Consider the following 20,690-nt stretch of genomic DNA (forward strand, 5'->3'; position numbering starts at 1 on the left):
ACGCGCCGTGCGTGTGAATGTCGGCATTCCTTATCCTCTTGGCGCGACATGGGACGGATCCGGCGTCAACATCGCCGTTTTTTCGGCGCATGCGGAAAGAATCGAGGTTTGCCTGTTCGACAAGAGAGGCAGACGCGAGATCAGCCGCGTCGCCCTGCCGGAATACACGCACGAGGTCTGGCACGGCTACTTTCCTGACATGCGACCCGGCCAGGTCTACGGCCTTCGCGCCTATGGCCCGTACGACCCGCCGAACGGGCATCGCTTCAATCCCAACAAGCTTCTGATTGATCCCTATGCGAAACTGTTGGTGGGCGATCTGCGCTGGCACGACGCCTGCTTCGGCTATCGGGTGGGTTCGCCCCGCCAGGACCTTTCCTTCGACCGGCGCGACTCCGCCTTTGTCATGCCCAAATGCGTGGTGACGGACACCGCCGTCACTTGGGGCAATGATGTGCGACCGCAGCATTCCTGGTCGGATACGATCATCTACGAAGCGCATGTGAAGGGTATCACCGCGCTTCATCCAAGGGTCCCCGAGGAACTGCGCGGCACTTTCGGCGGCCTAGCCGACACGCGCGTGGTCGATTACCTCGTCAAGCTCGGCATCACCGCCATCGAGCTCATGCCGGTGCAAGCCTTCTTCGATGACCGCTATCTGATGGAGAAAAGGCTGACGAACTACTGGGGCTATAACACGATTGGCTTCTTCGCGGCAGCACCGCGCTATATTTCGCCCTCGGGGGGCGTGCACGAGTTCAAGCGCATGGTGCGCAAGCTGCACGAAGCGGGAATCGAGATCATTCTCGACGTGGTCTACAACCACACGGCGGAAGGCAACGAGCTCGGCCCGACGCTCTCCTTCCGTGGGCTCGACAACGCCAGCTACTACATCCTCGGCGATGAGCCGCGCTATTATTTCGACACAACAGGCTGCGGCAATACACTCAACCTCAAGCACCCCCGTGTGCTGCAGATGGTGATGGATTCGCTGCGGTATTGGATCGAGGAATGCCACGTCGACGGGTTCCGCTTCGACCTTGCCACCGCACTTGGCCGAGAAAGAGAAACTTTCGAGCCTTCCTCCGTCTTCTTCGACACCCTGCGCCAAGATCCGGTGATTTCACGCGTCAAGCTGATCGCCGAGCCGTGGGATGTGGGCCCTGACGGATACCAACTCGGCAATTTTCCACCGGGCTGGGCGGAATGGAACGGCGCTCATCGCGACTGGGTGCGTTCCTTCTGGCGCGGCGACGAGAATGTGACGCCTGACCTGGCCGGTGGCTTGCTCGGCACGGCCTCCGTATTCGAGCGGCGCGGGCGCAAGCCCTGGGCCAGCATCAATTTCATTACGGCCCATGACGGCTTCACCCTCAAGGATCTCTATTCCTACGACGAACGGCATAACGAGGCTAACAGGGAAGAAAACCAGGACGGCCACAGCGACAACAGAAGCTGGAACTGCGGCGTGGAAGGTCCGACCGACGATCCCGGCATCCGCCGTCTAAGGGCGCGTATGCGGCGGAGCGCGCTTGCCACAATCATGCTTTCGCAGGGCACGCCCATGCTCCTGATGGGCGACGAGGTCGGCCGCACCCAGCATGGAAACAACAACGCCTATTGCCAGGACCATCCAATGAATTGGCTTCCGTGGGAAGGAATCGATGACGATGACGAAGCCTTCCTGAAATTTGTACGCCGGCTTCTGGATTTCAGACAAACACGGCCGATCCTGCGCCAGAAGCGCTTTCTGCACGGCGAGCCGGTCAAAGGGGCGATGCACGACGTCACCTGGCTGCGGCCATCGGGCGAGCCCATGACGGAGGAGGACTGGTCCAACAACCGATTGAGGACCTTTGGGCTCATGCTCTGCGACGAGCAGGGCTCGGGCCTTCTGATCCTCTTCAACGGCGCGCCTGAAGCTGTGTCATTTACCCTTTCCCGTGAGATGGGCGCCGCCGGATGGAAGCTGGTCATGCGCACCGACACCGGCGAATGGCCTCTCTGGGACCTCATGCGCACGCCCCATACGCTGGAAGTGCCCGACCGCACGATCTTCGTGCTCGAAGGGCGGATAAAATGAACGAAAACGGCCTCGAGACGCGATGGGGAGCCCATCTGTGCGGTGACGGTTCCGCCGTCTTCGGGCTATGGGCGCCGGCGGTTGAGGACCTACGGCTTCGCTGGGGAGAGCGGAGCGAATCCGGGATGAACCGCCGCGACGATGGCTGGTTCGAGATAAAAACCGACAAGCTTGCTGCCGGAATGCCCTACCAGTTCGTTCTGCCCGATGGCATGGCGGTACCCGATCCCGCCTCTCGCGCCCAGCTCGGCGACGTACACGGGCCAAGTCTGCTCACGGATTCGGCCTTTGAATGGAAGACACCCCTTTGGAAGGGACGGCCGTGGGAGGGAGCCGTGATCTACGAGCTCCACCCCGGGACCTTCTCCCCGGAAGGCGATTTCGACGGGGTTCGCCGCAGGCTCGACCACCTGGCCGATTGCGGCTTTACGGCAATCGAGTTGATGCCGGTAGCGCAATTTTCGGGCGATCGGGGCTGGGGCTATGACGGCGTCCTGCCCTATTGCCCCCACCGGACCTATGGAGGAGCTGCCGCGCTCAAGCGGCTGGTCGATGCGGCGCACGAACGCGGGCTCATGATGATGCTCGATGTCGTCTATAATCACTTCGGTCCGGACGGGAATTATCTTCATCTTTATGCGCCGCGGTTCTTCGACGAGCAGCGACGGACACCGTGGGGGCCGGCGATACGGTTCGACGAGCCCGCCGTGCGCGCTTTCTTTCTCGACAACGCGATCTATTGGCTGGAGGAATTCCGCTTCGACGGACTGCGGCTCGACGCCATCGACCGGATCGAAGACGGCGACGGCGTGTCGATCCTCGAAGAGATGGCGGAACGCGTGCGCGCCTATTTTCTCGACCGCCACATCCACCTGACGACCGAGGACGAGCGCAACATCGTGGCGTTGCACCGGCGAGACGGAGAAGGACGACCGTCGCTTTTCACCGCCGAGTGGAACGACGACATCCATCATGCGGCCCACTGCATCGCCACCGCCGAGGATACCGGCTATTACGAGGCGTTCGCGGACGACCCCGTCGGCCATCTGGCAAGGGGGCTGGCGGAGGGCTTCTGCTTCCAGGGCGAGTCCTATGCGCCCTGGGACGGCAAGCCGCGCGGTGTGCCGAGCGCCGGCCAGCCACCGAGCGCCTTCATCGACTTCCTGCAGAATCACGACCAGATCGGCAACCGCGCTTTCGGCGAACGCCTGACCGTGCTGGCCGATGCGCGGTCGGTGGAACTGCTGACGGCGGTACTCGCCCTCAACCCGCAGGTCCCGCTCTTCTTTATGGGAGAGGAGTTCGGCGAGACACGCCCGTTCCTCTTCTTCACCGACTTTCACGGAGTTCTGGCGAAGGCGGTGGCGGAGGGAAGGCGCTGCGAGTTCGGGGCGTTCAGCCAGTTCGCCGGTGAGGCGGCCGGGCGCATACCCGATCCCAACGCATTGTCGACCTTCGAGAATTCCTGCCTCGACTGGGAGAGGATGGAAACCGAGGCCGGGCATCGTCGGCTACGCCTTTTCCGCCGGCTTCTCGCCATCCGCCGCGAACAAATCGCGCCGCACCTGGCCGGCATGCCCTCGATGCGGGGAAAAGCCGCCCGTGCCGGCGAGAGTGCCTTCGCCGTCGCCTGGGAGATGACCGGCGCGCGGCTGCTGATGGCCGCGAATTTCGGCAGCCACGAGGCGGAAACCGCAGAGCGCCCCGATGGCGACGAGGCCATATACGAGAGTGGCGCGGGAGTTGCCGACGCTGTCGAAGCGGGACGCATACCGGCGCAAAGCGTTGCCGTGTTCCTCGCGGAAGGAAGCGGAAAGCAAGATGATGAACGATCTTGACCGGATTGCCGCCCATCGCGACATCGTGCGTTCCCACCGTACGCTGGACGGCACGATCACGCGCGCGTCCGACGGGGCAGTACTGGCGCTGCTAAAGGTGCTGGGCGCCGACACGGAAAGCGGGGGTGATCTGCCCGAGCCGCCCGAGCGCTGGCCGCCAGCCCCCGAGGCACCGGATGGCGTTGCCTGCTTCCTTCCCGATTTTCTTGAGCGCGGGCGCGCCTGGGGCGTCACATGCCAGCTTTACGGCCTGCGCTCGCACCGCAACTGGGGCGTCGGCGATTTCGACGATCTGGCCAGGCTTGGCGAAACGCTGGCGCGGTTCGGTGCCGATTTTGTCGGCGTGAATCCGCTCCACGCGTTGTTTCTTGCCGAGCCGCACAAGGCAAGCCCCTTCTCCCCCAGCGACCGGAATTTCGTCAATCCGCTTTATATCGCGGTGGATCGGGTGGAAGGCTTCGACCCCGGGGAGGATGCGGACGAGGCGATCCTTTCCGCGCTGCGGCAGGCGCAACTTGTCGATTACGCGGCAGTCGCGCGACAGAAGCTGGCGGCACTGCGCAACATCCATCGCCGAACGCGCGATGCGCTTCCCGATGCGTTTCGCGGCTTCGTCGAGCGGGGTGGAGAACATTTGCAACACTATGCGCTGTTCGAGGCGCTCAGCCTGCACATGGTGAATAGTGGTTTTCACGCCGGATGGATGTCCTGGCCCAGTCAGTACCGGGATCCGGCCAACAGCGCCGTTGCCGCCTTTGCGCATGACCACGCCGAGAAGATTCACTTTCAGCTCTGGTTGCAATGGCTGGCCGACACGCAATTGCGCTCGGCATCCGACAGGCTGAAGGCGGCGGGCATGCGCATCGGACTGTATCTCGATCTGGCGGTGGGCACGGCACCGGACGGAGCGGCCACCTGGAGCGACCGCACGCTCACCAGGGTCGGCGCGCAGATCGGGGCGCCGCCCGACATGTTCAACCCCGAAGGCCAGAGCTGGGGGCTGGCGCCGGTCTCTCCCTCGGAGATGGCCGCACGCGACTTCCGGCCGGTTCGCCGCGCCTATGAAAGCATCCTGCGTCACGCCGGCGCGCTACGCATCGACCACGCGATGAGCCTTTACCGTCTGTTCTGGATTCCGGAGGGTTTCCGCGCCGCCGACGGCGCCTATGTGCTCTATTCCATGCCTGAGATATTGCGTGTCCTGGCCGATGTCTCACAGAAAGCCCGCGCACTGATCATCGGCGAGGACCTCGGTGTTGTGCCGGAAGGCTTCCGGGCGCAGATGGAGCGCGCCGATCTGCTCGGCTACCGCATCTTCTACTTCGAGCGCGACGAGACGGGGTTCGTTCCGCCCGCGCAATGGCCTTGCTCGGTCCTTGCCTGCGTCGGCAGCCATGACACGCCTACGCTGGCAGGCTGGTGGAGCGGAAAGGAAATCGATGTGCGCCTTGAGATCGGCCTTTACGATGAAGCGGCCGCCCGGAGCGAGCGCGACAGGCGACGCCGGGAAAGGCACGAGGCGATTGAATTGCTCCACTCCCATGGGCACCGCCAGGTGGGCGAAGCCTTCGACGAAGAGGTCGCTGCCGGCATCCATCGCCTCGTGGCAAGCGCGCCATCGCGCCTCATGGCTGCGCAGATGGAGGACCTTCTGGGGCTTGTCGAGCAGCCTAACATCCCCGGCACCATGGACGAACACCCCAATTGGCGACGCAAGCTGCCGGTGCCGCTGGAGGAATTGGAGGCGGTGCCGATGCTGCGCCGGGTGCTGGACGTGATCGCCCGGCAGAGGCCGCGCCGCGCATGAACAGCCCGCGCGCCACATATCGCCTGCAGTTTCGCGAAGGCATGACGTTCATGCGCGCCTCCCAGATCGTGCCCTATCTGGCCGATCTCGGCATCAGCCATCTCTACGCCTCGCCGATCTTCGCCGCTGCGCCCGGTTCCACCCACGGCTATGACGTCACCGACCATCAGGCACTCGATCCCTCGCTTGGCGGCGAGGCGGGTTTCGCAGCGCTCACCGAGTCCCTCAGAAAGCACGGGCTCGGACTGATCCTCGACATTGTGCCCAATCACATGGCCGCCTCCACGGCTAACCCGTGGTGGCGCGACGTGCTGAAATACGGGCGCGAGAGCCGCTACGCGCGCCATTTCGACATCAACTGGCGGGCGCTCAAGCTGCTGCTGCCGGTGCTAGGCGAACCCTATGGCCAGGCCCTGGCCGGGGGCCGGCTTCAACTCGGCCTCGACGATGAATCCGGCGAGCCGGTCCTGCGCTATTACGAACTCGCCCTGCCGCTCTGCCCCGCTTCCGTCGACATTCTGTTGAACGGAAGCAGCGGGGAAGCCCTCGGCGCCGATACGCTGAAGCAAGCGGTTGAAAAAGCGAATGCGGACAGCAACATTCTGCACAGGATCCACGAGGCGCAGGTCTGGCGCCTTGCCTACTGGCGGCTGGCCAGGGAGGCACTGACCTATCGCCGCTTCTTCGAGATCGCCGATCTCGTCGGCGTGCGGGTGGAGGACCGTGCGGTATTCGCCGACGTGCATAAGCTGCCGCTGCGGCTGGTGCGGGAGGGCCTTGTCGACGGCTTGCGCATCGATCATGTGGACGGGCTCGCCGACCCGGCCGCCTATCTGGACGCGCTGAAGCGCGCCTCCGGACTCGACTATGTGCTGGTCGAAAAGATCCTCGACGCACAGGAAGAGCTTCGTGCCGATTGGCGCTGCGCTGGCACCACGGGATATGAGGTCGCGCGGCTGATCACCGCGCTGCAGGTCGACCCGGCAGAGCGCCAAGCCATGACGGAGGCATGGATCGGTTTCACCGGCGGCGAAGCCGATTTCAGTCGGCAGGTGCGCGCCGCCAAGCGCCGCATCCTCACCGTCAATCTGGCGGGCGAGCTCGCCGCGCTGGTGAGGCTGGCCCATGCGATAGCGCAGGGTGATACCGCCACGCGCGATTTCGGCCCGGAGGCGCTGCGCCAGGCGATCGTCGAACTGGCCGTGGCCCTGCCCGTCTATCGCACCTATATCGGCCGCAACGGCCCTACCGCGGAGGACCGGGATTTGATCGCGCGGGCAACCGATCAGGTCGTGCGCGACCGTGTGGTCGAGGATGATCTGGTGATCGGCTTCGTCGCCTCGCTGCTGCGCGAACCGTCGAAGGGCTTACGCGGGCGCGCCGCCTTTGTCACCCGCTTCCAGCAGACCACCGGACCGCTTATGGCAAAGGCGGTGGAGGATACTGTCTTCTACCGCTACAACCGGCTGATCGCGCTCAACGAGGTGGGCGCAGAGCCAGACGAATACGGCCTCGAACCCGACGCCTTCCATGCCGCAGTCAGCCTGCGCGCTGCCGCCTGGCCGCACGCGCTTTCGGCGACCGTAACGCATGACACCAAGCGCGGCGAGGATGGCCGGGCACGCCTCGCCGTCCTGAGCGAGATGCCGGAAACATGGAAGGCGGCTGTCTCGAGATGGCACGAGGCGGCGGCGGAGCTGCGCGAGGAATTGCCCCTCGGTCCGGCGCCGAGTGCCGGCGCCGAATGGCTCTTCTACCAGGCGCTGGCCGGCGCCTGGCCCTCTGATCTCGTGCTGGAGGACGAGACGGGCCTGCAGGACCTTTGCGAGCGCCTCGTCTCCTTCATGACGAAGGCGCTACGCGAGGCCAAGCGCCGGACGAGCTGGACAGACCAGAACGAACGCTACGAAACGGCTGTCGAAAACTATGTCCGCACGTTGTTTTCGCCCGAGCACCGGCCGCTGCTCGCCAACATCCACGCGACGATTGAAGCGATCCAACCCGCCGGCACCGTCAACAGCCTCGCCCAGTTGACTTTGAAGCTCACACTGCCGGGCGTGCCCGATGTCTATCAGGGTTGCGAGCTCATGGATTTCAGCATGGTCGATCCCGACAATCGCAGACCGGTCGATTTCGCGCTGCGGCAGAAGCTGTTGCGGGACGTGCGCGGAATGTTTGCTGCCGAGGCCATGGGACACTGGCGCGAGGGACTTCCCAAGTTCTGGCTGCTGGAGCGGCTGCTACGGCTGAGACGGGAACATGCACCGCTGTTCGAAAACGGCAGCTACAGCCCGGTTGCCGTGACGGGAGACAGGGCTGGTCACGTTCTGGCCTTTTCCAGGACGCTCGGCACGCACAGTGTCGTCGTCGCGGTGCCGCGCCTCGTCCTGGGCATCGTCCGACAAGATGCCTCGATGAGCGATGTCTTCTCCTCAACCCGCCTGCGGCTGCCCGAAAGCAAGGAATGGAAGGATATCTTTTCAGGTCTCTTGCTGCTGAAGGACGAGCCACTTCTCTCGGAGTGTTGGAGCACTGTCCCGGTCGCTGTTCTTGACGGCAGGTGAAGCATGCAGCGATCCAGGCAATTCCGAAGAAAAGTCCGTTTCCACTTTTCCTGGAATTGCTCTTGGCGCACCATGTTTCTCCACGTCAGTTTCCTTGACTGATCGACGTCGCAACGTGGTCTGCAGGTTCGCTTACCTGTCGCCGCTTCCATCGGCCAGGATCATGTCCGCCGCCTTTTCCGCGATCATGATGACCGGGGAATTCGTGTTGCCGGAGACGATGGTGGGCATGATGGAGGCGTCGGCCACACGCAGGCCGGTGAGGCCGTGGACGCGCAGGCGGGCATCCACCACGGCCTCCGGCCCCTGCCCCATCCTGGCCGTTCCGACCGGGTGGAAGATGGTCGTGGCGATGTCGCCAGTCTTTCGCAACAGATCCTCATCGCTGTCGAATTCGGGACCCGGCAGGAGTTCCTTCGGCTGGAACCGTTCCAGCGCCTGCGCGGCCATCAGCTTGCGCGTCAGGCGCAGGGAATTCACCGCGATGTGCTGGTCGGCCGGAGCGGAAAGATAGTTGGGTCTGATCGCCGGATGGACATCGGGCTTCGGAGAATTGAGGTGAACGCTGCCCCGGCTCTCGGGACGCAGATTGCAGACGGAGGCGGTGACCGCCGGATAAGGATGCAGCGGCTCGCCCAGCCGGTCGGTGCTGAGCGGCTGGACGTGATATTCGAGATCAGGCGTCGCAAGACGCGGATCGCTGCGCGCGAATATGCCAAGCTGGCTCGGCGCCATCGACAGCGGCCCCGACCGTTTCAGCGCATATTCGAGCCCCAGCATCGCCTTGCCGAACAGGTTGCCGGCGCGCTGGTTGAGAGTCATCGCATTGGAAACGCCATAGACGGTGCGGATTTGCAGGTGATCCTGGAGGTTTTCGCCGACGCCCGGCAGTTCGTGCAAGACATCGATACCATGCTCGGCCAGTACGTCGCCGCGCCCGATGCCTGACAGCTCCATCAGCTTGGGCGTGTTGATCGCGCCGGCCGCCAAGATGATTTCGCCCCGCGCCTCCGCGCGGCGCGGCACCCCGCCTTCCCTGTAAAGAATGGCGCGCGCCCGTCCTTCGGCGATCTCGATGCGTTCAGCCACCGCGCCGATGACGATCCGCAGATTGGGCCGGCCGCGCACCGGGTCGAGAAACGCCTTAGCCGTGTGCCAGCGCACGCCGCGCTTCTGGTTCACTTCGAAATAGCCGGAGCCCTCATTGGTTCCGGTGTTGAAATCCTCGGTGCGCGGCACGCCCATTTCCTCTGCCGCATCGCGAAAGGCGTCGAGGATCGGCCAGGAAATGCGCTGCTTTTCCACCCGCCATTCGCCGCCCGCTCCGTGCATGGGGCCAGAGCCGCCATGGTAATCCTCCGATTTCAGGAAATAGGGCAGAACGTCGTCCCACCCCCAGTCGGTGTTTCCCTGCTGGCGCCAGCCGTCATAATCGGCAGCCTGGCCGCGCATATAGATCATGCCGTTGATGGACGAGCATCCGCCCAGCACCCTGCCTCGTGGATAATTGAGCGCGCGGCCATTCAGCCCCGCATCAGGCTCCGTCTTCATCATCCAGTCGGTGCGGGGGTTTCCCATGCAGAACAGGTAACCGATGGGGATGTCGATCCAGTGGTACCGCGCGCTGCCACCGGCTTCCAGCAGCAGAACGCTATTTGTCGGGTCCCGCGAGAGCCGGTTTGCCAGAACGCACCCGGCCGACCCCGCCCCCACGACGATATAATCGTAGCACCCTTCCTCGCGGCGCTCATCCTGCCCCATACGACCTCCTCCCCTCGATTCCGGCAACAATAGAGCACGGCCTAGCGCTATGGGAAGCTGCTTGAGCCGCGCGTTTGTGCAAGATCGATTAGGCCGATGCTCCACCGGCACGGCGAGTCCGGGCAGTGCCCGTTTGACGCCCAAGGCGCGGGGGCGGTAAGAACCGGGTCCAACTTGTTCGGGGAATATTCATGGCCGGCCTGGCGGCAGCACCCATTTCCATGCTTGGCCGCGCGGCGCGGCACGCTCCGTGGCTGCTGATCGGCGGGCTGGTCCTCGGGATCGCCTCGCCGGAGCTCGCCCGGCTGCTCAAGCCGTGGATCGCCGAGATGATCGCGGCGATGCTGTTTCTGGCGGCGTTCCGCGTCGGGCCCCGCCAATTGGTGGGCGCGGCGCGCGACCTGCGGCATTCGCTGAGCGCCGTGTTGACGCTTCAACTGGCCCTGCCCGTCATCGTCGCGGTCGCTCTCAACGCGATGGGCATCGACGGGGGGCTCGCCATGGCGTTGCTGCTGATGACGGCGGCGGCACCCATTTCCGGCAGCCCCAATCTCGCGATCATCATGGGCGGCGACCCGGCGCCATCGCTCAGGCTTTTGAGCGTGGCGACGGCGATCCTGCCGCTGACGGTCATTCCCGTCTTCTGGCTGAGCCCGGCGCTGGGTTCGCCCAACGAGATATTCGCCGCCGCGGGAAAGCTGCTCGCCGTCATAGCCGCATCCGTCGCCGCCGCGATTGTCCTGCGCCGCTTCACAATGCCCAATCCGCGCATTGAACACATCAAGGCGATCGACGGACTGTCCGCAATCGTCATGGCGGCGGTAGTCATCGGGCTCATGTCGGCGGTGGGCGATGCCCTCTTCGAAAGGCCGGCGCTGCTGGTGTTCAACCTGGCGGTGGCCTTTGCCGCCAATCTGGCGCTGCAGGTCGCCACGCTGCTGACAAGCGGGCGCTTCCTGAGCGCCGAGGACAGCGTTTCCGTGGCGATTGCCGCCGGCAACCGGAATATCGCACTTTTCCTCACGGCGCTGCCGGCCGCGATAACGGATCCGCTGCTCCTGTTCATCGGCTGCTATCAGATTCCGATGTATCTGACGCCGATGATGCTGGGACGGCTCTACCGCCGGCGCATCGCCCACGGCCGGCAGACCGCCGAAGCGGGAGCGGCCGATTGAAGTTTCCCTCTCCCCTGATCGAGGCCCGGCTCATCCGGCGCTACAAGCGGTTCCTTGCCGACGTGGAGATGGCGGACGGGTCGATGATCACCGCCGCCGTTCCCAATACCGGCTCCATGCTCGGCCTCACCGCGCCGGGCTCGCGCGTGTTCTTGTCGCAATCGGCCAATCCGAAGCGCAAATATGCCCACACCCTGGAGGTGGTGGAGGCCGACGGCACGCTGGTCGGCGTCAACACAGGACTGCCCAACCGGCTGGCCGCCGAAGCCATCCGCGCCGGCATCGTCGACGATCTTGGAGAGTACCCCACCCTGCGCCCCGAGCAGCGTTATGGCGAACGCTCCCGCATCGACTTCCTGCTCGAGCACCCCGCCCGCCCGCCGGCCTATGTGGAGGTCAAGAACGTCCACTTCATGCGCGAGTACGGCTTGGCCGAATTCCCCGACACGGTGACAGCGCGCGGCGCGCGGCATCTCGACGAGCTGGCGTCGATGCGCCGAAGCGGGGCGCGTGCGATCATGATCTATGTCGTGCAGCGCGGCGACTGCGACCGCTTCCGCCTGTGCAGCGACCTTGACCCGCAATATTGCACCGCATATGCGCGGGCGCACGCTGCCGGGGTTGAAGCTTTCGTGCTACGATGCCAAATCAGTGAGCTTGAGATCGCGCCCGAGCGCCTGATTGAAATGGACATGTTACGCTGATGGTCACCTATCTTGACGCCGACACCGCGCCTTTGCGCAACACAGGCCAGATCAGGCTTTATGGGGAAGATGGGTTCGCCGGGATGCGTAAGGCATCGCAGCTCACCGCACGCTGCCTGGACGAGCTCGTCTCCATCGTGCAGCCCGGCGTGACCACAGCGGCGATCGACCGTTTCGTTTTCGAATTCGGCATGGACCATGGCGCGATGCCGGCGACGTTGAACTATCGCGGCTACACCAAATCCTCCTGCACGTCGATAAACCACGTCGTGTGCCACGGTATACCGGACCAGAAGCCGCTCAAGGAAGGCGACATCGTCAATATCGACGTCACCTACATCCTCGACGGCTGGCACGGCGATTCCAGCCGCATGTATCCCGTCGGCAAGATCAAGCGCGCTGCCGAGCGCCTTCTGGAAGTCACCCATGAATGCCTGATGCGCGGCATCGACGCGGTGAAGCCCGGCGCGCGCACCGGCGCCATCGGCGCGGCGATCCAGGCCTATGCCGAGTCGGAGCGCTGCTCGGTCGTGCGCGATTTCTGCGGCCATGGGCTGGGGCTTCTCTTCCACGACGCACCCAATATCCTGCACTATGGCAGCCCCAATGAGGGGGTGGAGATGAAGCCGGGCATGATCTTCACCATCGAGCCGATGATCAATCTCGGCCGGCCCCATGTGAAGGTTCTTTCCGACGGCTGGACCGCGGTCACCCGCGACCGTTCCCTGTCGGCGCAATACGAGCACAGCATCGGCGTCACCCAAAACGGCTGCGAAGTTTTCACTCTCTCCCCCGCCGGGCTGGACCGTCCAGGGCTCGCCGCCTAAGATGCCGGCGTGACCCAGGGGCGGGAGCGGCAATGAGCGGCGACGACGAGCGATCGTTTTTCAGCGAAGGCGCGCCTTCCGGACCGGAGATCGACCTTGCGAAGGTCGAGGCCGCTCCTTCCTTCCGCAGGAAGCATTTCGAAGGCCACCGCGACCGGCTGCGGCAGCGCTTCGAGGAAGCCGGCGCGGACGCGCTCGCCGACTACGAGCTTCTGGAAATGCTGCTGTTCCGCTCCATCCCCCGCGCCGACACCAAGGCGCCGGCGAAAGCCCTGCTCGAACGCTTCGGCACCATCGGCGAGGTGCTGGGCGCGCCCGCCAGCCGCTTGCGCGAGGTCAAGGGCATCGGCCAGGCCGCCGCGCTTGATATCAAGCTCACCGCCGCCCTCACCCAGCGCATGCTGAAGAACGAGCCCCGCGGCAAGCAGGTGCTTTCGTCCTGGGCGCAGGTCCTCGAATATTGCCGCGCGACCATGGCCTTCGAGGACCGGGAACAGCTTCGCATTCTCTTTCTGGACAAGAAGAACGCGCTCATCCGCGACGAGCGCCAGCAGACCGGCACGGTCGACCACACGCCCGTCTATCCGCGCGAAGTGGTCAAGCGCGCACTCGAACTCTCGGCGACCGCCATCATCCTGGTCCACAACCACCCGTCCGGCGATCCCACGCCCTCGCGGGCGGATATCGAGATGACCAAGACGCTCATCGAGACGGCAAAGCCGCTGGGTATCGCCATCCACGACCACATCGTCATCGGCAAGGACGGCCACGCCTCCCTGAAGGGGATGCAGCTTATCTAGGGCCTGCCCCTAGGCATGTGCAACGGCCGGCCGCTCCACGCTGGAAGCAGCCGCCAATGCGCCGAATACCGCCCCGACTCCGATCAGAACCGGCTCGTCATACCCTATTTCGGCCATTCCCTCGCCGATTTCCGCGACCGTCCCCGTCCATCGCCGCGACTTCGGGCGGGAGACGGAACTGCAGACCACGGCTGGCGTTTTGCCGGGCAGTCCATGCTCCTGGAGCGTGGCCGATATGGATGCGGCGGTACGTCCGCCCATATAGAAGACGGTCGTCGTGCGGCGGCTGGCCACCGCCCGCCAGTCCATGTCCTCCGGCAATCTGCCGTGCCGGCTGTGACCGGTCACGAAGCGCACGGACTGGGCGTGGTCGCGGTGGGTCAGGGAGATGCCGAGGGCAGCCGCCATGGCCGAAGCCGAGGTGATGCCAGGCACTACAGTGACGGGAATGCCCTCCGCCTGAAGTCGGGCGATTTCCTCGCCGGCGCGGCCGAAGATCATGGGATCACCGGATTTGAGCCGCACGACATTCTTGCCGGCGCGGGCCAGTTTCACCATCATGTCGTTGATATCTTCCTGGCGGCAGCTTTCGCGCCCGCCGCGCTTGCCCACCAGCATGCGGCGCGCCTCGCGACGGGCGAGCTCCAGCACACCGTCCGAAACGAGATCGTCGAACAGGATGACGTCGGCGGCCTGCAGCGCCCGCACGGCCTTGAGCGTGAGCAGTTCCGCCTCCCCCGGCCCCGCGCCCACCAAGGTGACACGGCCTGTTTTCCTGGCCTGCGCGATCCGTGCGCAATCGTCGATGATGTTACGCCCGGCATCACGGCCAGGCGGTGCGCCGAATGCGCGGTCTACATAGCGTTCCCAGAACAGGCGGCGCGGCGGCCCCTCCTTCAGTCGCTCCGTCACCTCCTGCCGAAGCCGTCCGGCAAGCGCCGCCCAGGCCGCGAGCGCGGGCGGCAGCAACGTCTCGATGCGGCGGCGGATCGCTTGCCCGAGAATGGGGGCCGCACCCGCCGTCGAGATGCCGACCACTACCGGCGAACGATTGACGATGGAGCCGAACTGGAACTGGCAGAACCGCGGCTTGTCGATGACATTGACCGGCACGCCGGCAGCGCAGGCGGCCGAATGAAACCGGGCTGCTTCCGTCATGTCGGCAGCATCGCAGACAGCAAGGCCCGCTCCCTCCAGATCCGAAGGCTCCCACTCCCTCTTATGCCAATGGAACCAACCACTTGCCGCGCCCTCCTGAATCAATTCCTCAAAGACGCACCCCAGTTCATTTGCGAAGACGTGCACATGCGCCCCGGACGCCGCCAGCAGCTCGCCCTTCCACGCGGCAGCATCCGAGCCACCGGTGAGCACCACCCGTTTTCCCTGCAAATCGAAGAAGACTGGCAGGACGGCAAGCGCCTCCATGCGCCTCCTGCCCCTGCGCGGCGCGGTCTCACTCGGCTGCGATGATCTGGGCGGCATCGATGATCCCCTTGATCTCGGCGCGGCAAGAGCCGCAATTCGTTCCCGCGGAAGTGGCCTTCCCGACAGCTTCGACGGAACCGCAGCCGGTGCGGATGGCGGCGGCGATGTCGTTGACCCCAACGCCGAAGCAGGAGCACACGATCGCGCCGGGGTCGGGCCGGTCCGCCCCCGCCCTGCCCGCGATCACGCGGAAGCGGCTGCGCGGATCGTCATGGGAGGCGGCGAGCTGTTCCACAGCAAATCCGCGCGAGACGGCGACCGGGTCGCGCGAAAGATGGAGCGCGCCCACCAGCCGCGCCCCGTCGAAGGCGGCCAGCCGGTGATCGCCCTTGCGGGCATCGTGATAGGCGATCGTTTCGACGGTGCTGTCTTCGGATAGCCCCAGAGCACGGCGGAAGAAGGCGTCCGGCGCTTCGATCTTCGCGGCGAACGCCATCTCCGTGCGCCAGCCCTCCTTTGCCCGCGCCATCGCCCAATAATCGGCGTCCCGCATGTCGGGTCTGCGCGCGCTAACGGCAAATCCGTAGAGGGCGGCGGCGAAACGGCTGATCCTGACGGCGACATTCTTCAGTGCCGGCTGGCCGGAAAACGGATCAGCGACCGGTGCCATGACGGCGCCGACGCGGCCGGTGCCGGCAAACTGGTCGGTCCAGTGCATCGGCACAAAGACGGAACCGCGCCGCTGCCGGTCGGTCAGCAGCGCGCGGACGACGACCGATCCGTGAGGACTTTCAATCCGGACAAGCTCCGCCTCGGCGATGCCCAGGCGGGCGGCGTCCGCGGAGTGAAGCTCGCCATAGGGTTCGGCCATGTGGGCGGAAAGGCGGGCGCTTTTTCCCGTGCGGGTGAGCGTGTGCCAGTGATCGCGGACGCGGCCGGTGTTGAGCGTCCAGGGATAATCCTTGCCTGTGACGTTTCGCGGCTGTGGATGCACCGGGACGAAGCGCGCCTTCCGGTCGGCGTGGAAAAAGCCGCCTTCGCCGAAGAACCTTGTTCGGCGGCGGTCTTCGCCGGCCCGCTGCGGCCACTGGAAAGGCGCCAACCGGTCATATTCGCTCTGCGATATGCCGGAATAGGCGCCGATATCGAAATCGCGCGCGCCCGCATTCTCCAAAGCCGAAAGAGCGGCATGCTCGCGGAAGATCTCGGCCGCATTCCGAAAGTCGAACGCCCCGGCAAAACCCATGCGCTTGCCGACTTCCGCCAATTGCCACCAATCGGGCCTGGCCTCGCCGGGCAGCGGCAGGAAGGCGCGCTGGCGCGAAATACGGCGCTCCGAATTGGTCACCGTGCCGTCCTTCTCGCCCCAGGCCGCCGAAGGCAGCTTCACATGGGCATGGGCCAGCGTATCGGTATCGGCCACGATATCGGAAACCACCACCAGCGGGCAGGCCTTCAGCGCCGCCGCCACGGCATCGGCATCGGGCATGCTGTCGACGGGATTGGTCGCCATGATCCAGATCGCCTTGATGCGCCCCTCCGCCACGGCCTGGAACATCTCCACTGCCTTGAGGCCCGGCTTGTCGGCGATGCGCGGCGCGTTCCAGAAGCGCTGGACAAGATCGCGGTGCGAAGCGTTCTCGATGTCCATATGGGCGGCGAGCATGTTGGCAAGCCCGCCCACTTCGCGGCCGCCCATGGCGTTGGGCTGTCCGGTGACCGAGAACGGGCCCATGCCCGGCCGTCCGATCCGGCCCGTCGCCAAATGGCAATTGATGATGGCGTTGACCTTATCGGTGCCGGAGACGGACTGGTTGACCCCCTGGCTGTAAACCGTCACCACACGCTCGGTAGCCGCAAAGAGCTGGTAGAACGCCTCGACCTCGCCGACGGCGAGCCCGGATTCGCTTGCGACGCGGTCGGGGCTGAATTCGGACGCCGCTTCCAGAGCGGTGTTGAATCCCTGCGTGTACTTTTCGACATAGGCTTTCGAAACGGCGCCGTTTTCGCAGATGTGCCGGAGCAGCCCGGCGAACAAAGCGGTATCGCCGTCCGGTGCGATCGCGAGATGCTGGTCGGCGATATCGGCCGTCATCGTGCGGCGCGGATCGATTAGCACGACGTTCATCGAAGGCCGCTTCTCCTTGGCGGCCGCAAGGCGCTGGTAGATAACCGGGTGGCACCAGGCGAGATTGGAGCCGGTGATGACGACGAGGTCGGCCTGCTCCAGGTCCTCATAGGTTCCCGGCACCGTATCCGAACCGAAGGCGCGGCGGTGACCGGCGACGGAAGACGCCATGCACAGCCGCGAATTGGTGTCGATATTGGCCGCACCGACGAAACCCTTCATCAGCTTGTTTGCGACATAGTAGTCTTCGGTGAGGATTTGCCCGGAGACGTAGAAGGCGACCGAACCGGGACCGTACGCGGCGATGGTCTCACGAAAGCCCCGCACCACACGGTCCAGCGCCGCGTCCCAGCTTGCCCGTTTGCCGCCGATCTCGGGATAGAGCAGCCGGTCCTCGAGGCTCATCGTCTCGCCCAGCGCCGACCCCTTGGAGCATAGCTTGCCGAAATTGGCCGGATGCTCTGGATCGCCGGCGACTTTCAGCGAGCCGTCGGGCTGGGGATTGGCGAGCACGCCGCAGCCGACGCCGCAATAGGGGCACGTTGTGTGAACCGGCTCAGGCATGGGAGATACCCTTCCCCGCATGCACCACCGTCATCCCGGCCGACCGCAGGGAGAGCCGGGACCTATTGAGAGGCGCGGCCGGGTTCCGCAGGAAGCGCGGGAGGTGCCAATATGCGCTGGGATGAGGACCGGGCCGTACTCTACGATGCTCTTCCAATAGGTTCCGGATAGCCCTTCGGGCTTCCGGGATGACGGTGCTGGTTGCATGTTCTCGCAAAGCCTTCACGCCGCCTTTTCCGCCGCGGGGGTCAGGGCGAGCAGAATCTGGCTGCCATCGATCCGCACCGGGAATGCGGCAGTCGCCCCCTCGTCGGCGCCTTGTGCCTGGCCGGTTTCGAGCGAAATCACCCAATTGTGCAGCGGGCAGGTCACGCAGCCGTCGTGGACGATGCCCTGGCTCAGCGGGCCGTTGCGATGGGGGCATTTGTCTTCCAGCGCGAAGATGCGGTCGTCAGCGGTGCGGAAGATGGCGATGGTCATGTCGCCGTTCTTCACGCAGCGCGCGCCCCGGCGCGGAATGTCGTCCACGGTGCCCACGGCCACCCAGTTTCCTGCTATCGCGCTCATTCAGCCGCCTCCAGCGAAAGCGTCGCCATCGGCTTGAACTCGTGCTTGTCCTTGCCGGAGACGCGCTCCGACCACGGGTCCACCTGGGCGAATTTCTGCGAGAAGACGAAGCGGTCGTAGTAGCTCTTGCGCTTTTCGGCGTCGTCCATGATCTGCCGGCGCACCTCGTCATAGCCGATGCGCTTGGCCCATTTGTAGATGCGCTCCAGATAGCGCCCCTGCTCGCGGTACATCTGCACCAGCGCCACGACATGCTCCAGCGCCTCGTCCTCGGTCTTCACATGGCCCAGCACCTCGGTGCCCTTGATGTCGAGGCCGGCCGCGCCCGCGAAGTGGATCTCGAAGCCTGAGTCCACGCAGATGATGCCGACGTCCTTGCAGGTGGCCTCCGCGCAATTGCGCGGGCAGCCCGACACCGCCATCTTGACCTTGGCCGGCGTCCACGAGCCCCACATGAACTTCTCGATGCGGATGCCCAGCCCCGTGGAATCCTGCGTGCCGAAGCGGCACCAGTCGGAGCCGACGCAGGTCTTCACCGTTCTGAGGCCCTTGGCATAGGCATGGCCCGAGACGAAACCGGCCTCGCCAAGATCGGCCCAGACGGCAGGCAGGTCCTCCTTCCGGATGCCCAGCATGTCGATGCGCTGGCCGCCGGTGACCTTCACCGTCGGGATGGCGAACTTGTCGACCACATCGGCGATGGCCCGCAGTTCCTTCGAACTCGTCACGCCGCCCCACATGCGCGGCACGACGGAATAGGTCCCGTCCTTCTGGATATTGGCGTGGACGCGCTCATTGATGAAGCGCGACTGATAATCGTCGGCATATTCGTCCGGCCAGTCGGCCACCAGATAGTAATTGAGCGCCGGGCGGCACTTGGCGCAGCCGCAGGAGGTCTTCCACTCCAGCTCCTGCATGACGGCGGGGATGGTCTTGAGACCCTTCGCCTTGATGAGCCGGCGCACATCGTCATGGCCGAGATCCGTGCAGCCGCACATGGGCGTGACGGCGGCGGGATTGTAGGCATCGCCCAGCGTCAGCGACAGCAACTGCTCGACGAGCCCGGTGCAGGTGCCGCAGGAGGCGGACGCCTTGGTGTGGGCGCGCACGCCATCAAGCGAGGTGAGGCCGTTGGCCGTGATTGCGTTGGTGATCTTTCCCTTGCATACGCCGTTGCAGCCGCAGATTTCCGCATCATCCGGCAAGGCTGCAACGGCCGCCATAGGGTCCAGTTGCCCCCCTCCCTGGTAGGCCTGGCCGAAGATGAGCGTCTCGCGCATCTCCGAAATGTCCGTCTGTTTCCTTTTCAGGTCGTTGAACCAGGCACCGTCCGCCGTTTCGCCGTAGAGCACGGTGCCGACGATGCGGTTGTCCTTCAGCACGACACGCTTGTAGACGCCCGCGGCCGCGTCGCGCAGCACGATCTCCTCGCGGTCGTCGCCCTCGGCGAAATCGCCCAGCGAATAGAGATCGATACCGGTGACCTTCAGCTTGGTCGGCGTATCCATGTGCTCGAAACGGGCGGTCTCGTCGCCGCTGAGGCGGCTCGCCGCCACCTCGGCCATCTTGTAGAGCGGCGCCACGAGCCCGTAGACCTGACCGTCGACCTCGGCGCACTCGCCCAGCGAGAAGATGTCGGCATCGCTGGTGCGCATGCCGGCATCGACCACGATGCCGCGGTTGACCGTCAGCCCCGCATCGCTGGCAAGCTGCGCGTTGGGGCGGATGCCCACGGCCATGACGACAAGCGAGGCCGGGATCACCGTGCCGTCAGCCAGCTCGACGCCCTCCACTTTGCCGTCCCCGAGGATCGCCTTCGTGTTGGCCTTGCACATCACGTTGATGCCGCGCTCTTCCAGCGCGCGCTGGAGGAGGTAACCGGCCGCCGGGTCGAGCTGGCGTTCCATCAGCGTCGGCATGATGTGGAGCACGGTGACTTCCATGCCGCGCTCGCTCAGCCCCGCCGCGGCCTCCAGCCCCAGGAGACCGCCGCCGATGACCACCGCCTTGTCGCGCGACTGGGCGGCCAGCAGCATGGCGTTGACGTCGTCGAGATCGCGATAGGTCAGAACGCCGGGCATGTCGTGGCCGGGAACGGGAATGATGAACGGGTTGGAGCCCGTCGCGATCACCAGCTTGTCGTAGGACGCGATCTCGCCCTTGTCGGAGGTGACGGTCTTCGCCGCCCTGTCGATGCCGGTGATCTTGTGGCCCTTGTAGAGCGTGATGCCGTTGTCGATGTACCAGCCGTCGCCATGGATGACGATCTCCTCGAACGATTTCTCGCCCGAAAGAACCGGCGACAGCATGATCCGGTCGTAGTTCACGCGCGGTTCGGCGTTGAAGATGGTGACGTCGTAGCGGCCCGGCGCGGCCTCGAACAGGCGTTCGAGCATGCGGCCGGGCGCCATCCCGTTTCCGATGATAACGAGTTTTTCCTTCATGGG

General features: G+C 65.0%; 13 protein-coding genes. 8 read left to right on the forward strand and 5 right to left on the reverse strand.

Annotated features, from left to right (window positions below; translation table 11 throughout):
- The first annotated feature begins 7 nt into the window (after window positions 1–7).
- The 4 genes from glgX to treY are packed head-to-tail and all read left to right on the forward strand — an operon-like array spanning window position 8 to window position 8,292.
- A complete protein-coding gene (gene glgX / locus N1058_RS12740) occupies window positions 8–2,083 on the forward strand; it encodes a glycogen debranching protein GlgX (RefSeq protein ID WP_265517942.1) in 2,076 nt (691 codons plus the stop codon).
- Entirely contained in the window at window positions 2,080–3,921 is a 1,842-nt protein-coding gene (gene treZ / locus N1058_RS12745; protein WP_265517943.1) for a malto-oligosyltrehalose trehalohydrolase, read from the forward strand. Before glgX ends, treZ begins: the two co-directional genes overlap by 4 nt.
- On the forward strand, window positions 3,905–5,728 hold the full coding sequence (gene malQ / locus N1058_RS12750) for a 4-alpha-glucanotransferase (RefSeq protein WP_265517944.1): 1,824 nt from the start codon (window positions 3,905–3,907) through the stop codon (window positions 5,726–5,728). Before treZ ends, malQ begins: the two co-directional genes overlap by 17 nt.
- Window positions 5,725–8,292, forward strand: a complete 2,568-nt coding sequence (gene treY, locus N1058_RS12755) for a malto-oligosyltrehalose synthase (protein WP_265517945.1) — start codon at window positions 5,725–5,727, stop codon at window positions 8,290–8,292. The genes malQ and treY overlap by 4 nt, the downstream gene beginning before the upstream one ends.
- Before the next feature lie 132 nt (window positions 8,293–8,424).
- On the opposite strand, the gene N1058_RS12760 is transcribed toward treY, so the two are convergent.
- Window positions 8,425–10,053, reverse strand: coding sequence for a GMC family oxidoreductase (locus N1058_RS12760; protein WP_265517946.1), 1,629 nt, complete (start codon window positions 10,051–10,053; stop codon window positions 8,425–8,427).
- A gap of 191 nt (window positions 10,054–10,244) precedes the next feature.
- Here N1058_RS12760 and N1058_RS12765 point away from each other — a divergent pair, with 191 nt between their 5' ends.
- Genes N1058_RS12765 through radC form a run of 4 tightly spaced genes read left to right on the forward strand, consistent with a single transcriptional unit; the run spans window position 10,245 to window position 13,559 of the window.
- Window positions 10,245–11,228: a hypothetical protein gene (locus N1058_RS12765; protein WP_265517947.1), complete on the forward strand. Its 984-nt coding sequence runs from the start codon at window positions 10,245–10,247 to the stop codon at window positions 11,226–11,228.
- Entirely contained in the window at window positions 11,225–11,932 is a 708-nt protein-coding gene (gene sfsA, locus N1058_RS12770; RefSeq protein ID WP_265517948.1) for a DNA/RNA nuclease SfsA, read from the forward strand. Before N1058_RS12765 ends, sfsA begins: the two co-directional genes overlap by 4 nt.
- Window positions 11,932–12,759 carry a type I methionyl aminopeptidase gene (gene map / locus N1058_RS12775; protein ID WP_265517949.1) on the forward strand — a complete coding sequence of 276 codons (828 nt, stop codon included), beginning with the start codon at window positions 11,932–11,934 and terminating at the stop codon, window positions 12,757–12,759. The genes sfsA and map overlap by 1 nt, the downstream gene beginning before the upstream one ends.
- Window positions 12,760–12,791: 32 nt before the next feature.
- Window positions 12,792–13,559 carry a RadC family protein gene (radC, locus tag N1058_RS12780; RefSeq protein WP_265517950.1) on the forward strand — a complete coding sequence of 256 codons (768 nt, stop codon included), beginning with the start codon at window positions 12,792–12,794 and terminating at the stop codon, window positions 13,557–13,559.
- 9 nt (window positions 13,560–13,568) lie between these two features.
- Here the strand turns inward: radC and cysG are convergent, their stop codons facing one another.
- The 4 genes from cysG to nirB all read right to left on the reverse strand — a co-directional run bounded on the left by cysG (window position 13,569) and on the right by nirB (window position 20,687).
- Complete coding sequence (gene cysG, locus N1058_RS12785; RefSeq protein ID WP_265517951.1) at window positions 13,569–15,041, reverse strand: siroheme synthase CysG; 1,473 nt, start codon at window positions 15,039–15,041, stop codon at window positions 13,569–13,571.
- A complete protein-coding gene (locus tag N1058_RS12790) occupies window positions 15,013–17,676 on the reverse strand; it encodes a nitrate reductase (RefSeq protein ID WP_265517952.1) in 2,664 nt (887 codons plus the stop codon). The genes cysG and N1058_RS12790 overlap by 29 nt, the downstream gene beginning before the upstream one ends.
- A gap of 222 nt (window positions 17,677–17,898) precedes the next feature.
- Window positions 17,899–18,243, reverse strand: coding sequence for a nitrite reductase small subunit NirD (nirD, locus tag N1058_RS12795; protein WP_265517953.1), 345 nt, complete (start codon window positions 18,241–18,243; stop codon window positions 17,899–17,901).
- Window positions 18,240–20,687, reverse strand: a complete 2,448-nt coding sequence (gene nirB, locus N1058_RS12800; protein ID WP_265517954.1) for a nitrite reductase large subunit NirB — start codon at window positions 20,685–20,687, stop codon at window positions 18,240–18,242. The genes nirD and nirB overlap by 4 nt, the downstream gene beginning before the upstream one ends.
- Window positions 20,688–20,690: the final 3 nt, after the last annotated feature.

The organism is Nitratireductor luteus, from assembly GCF_026162365.1.
Lineage (GTDB): Bacteria > Pseudomonadota > Alphaproteobacteria > Rhizobiales > Rhizobiaceae > Chelativorans > Chelativorans luteus.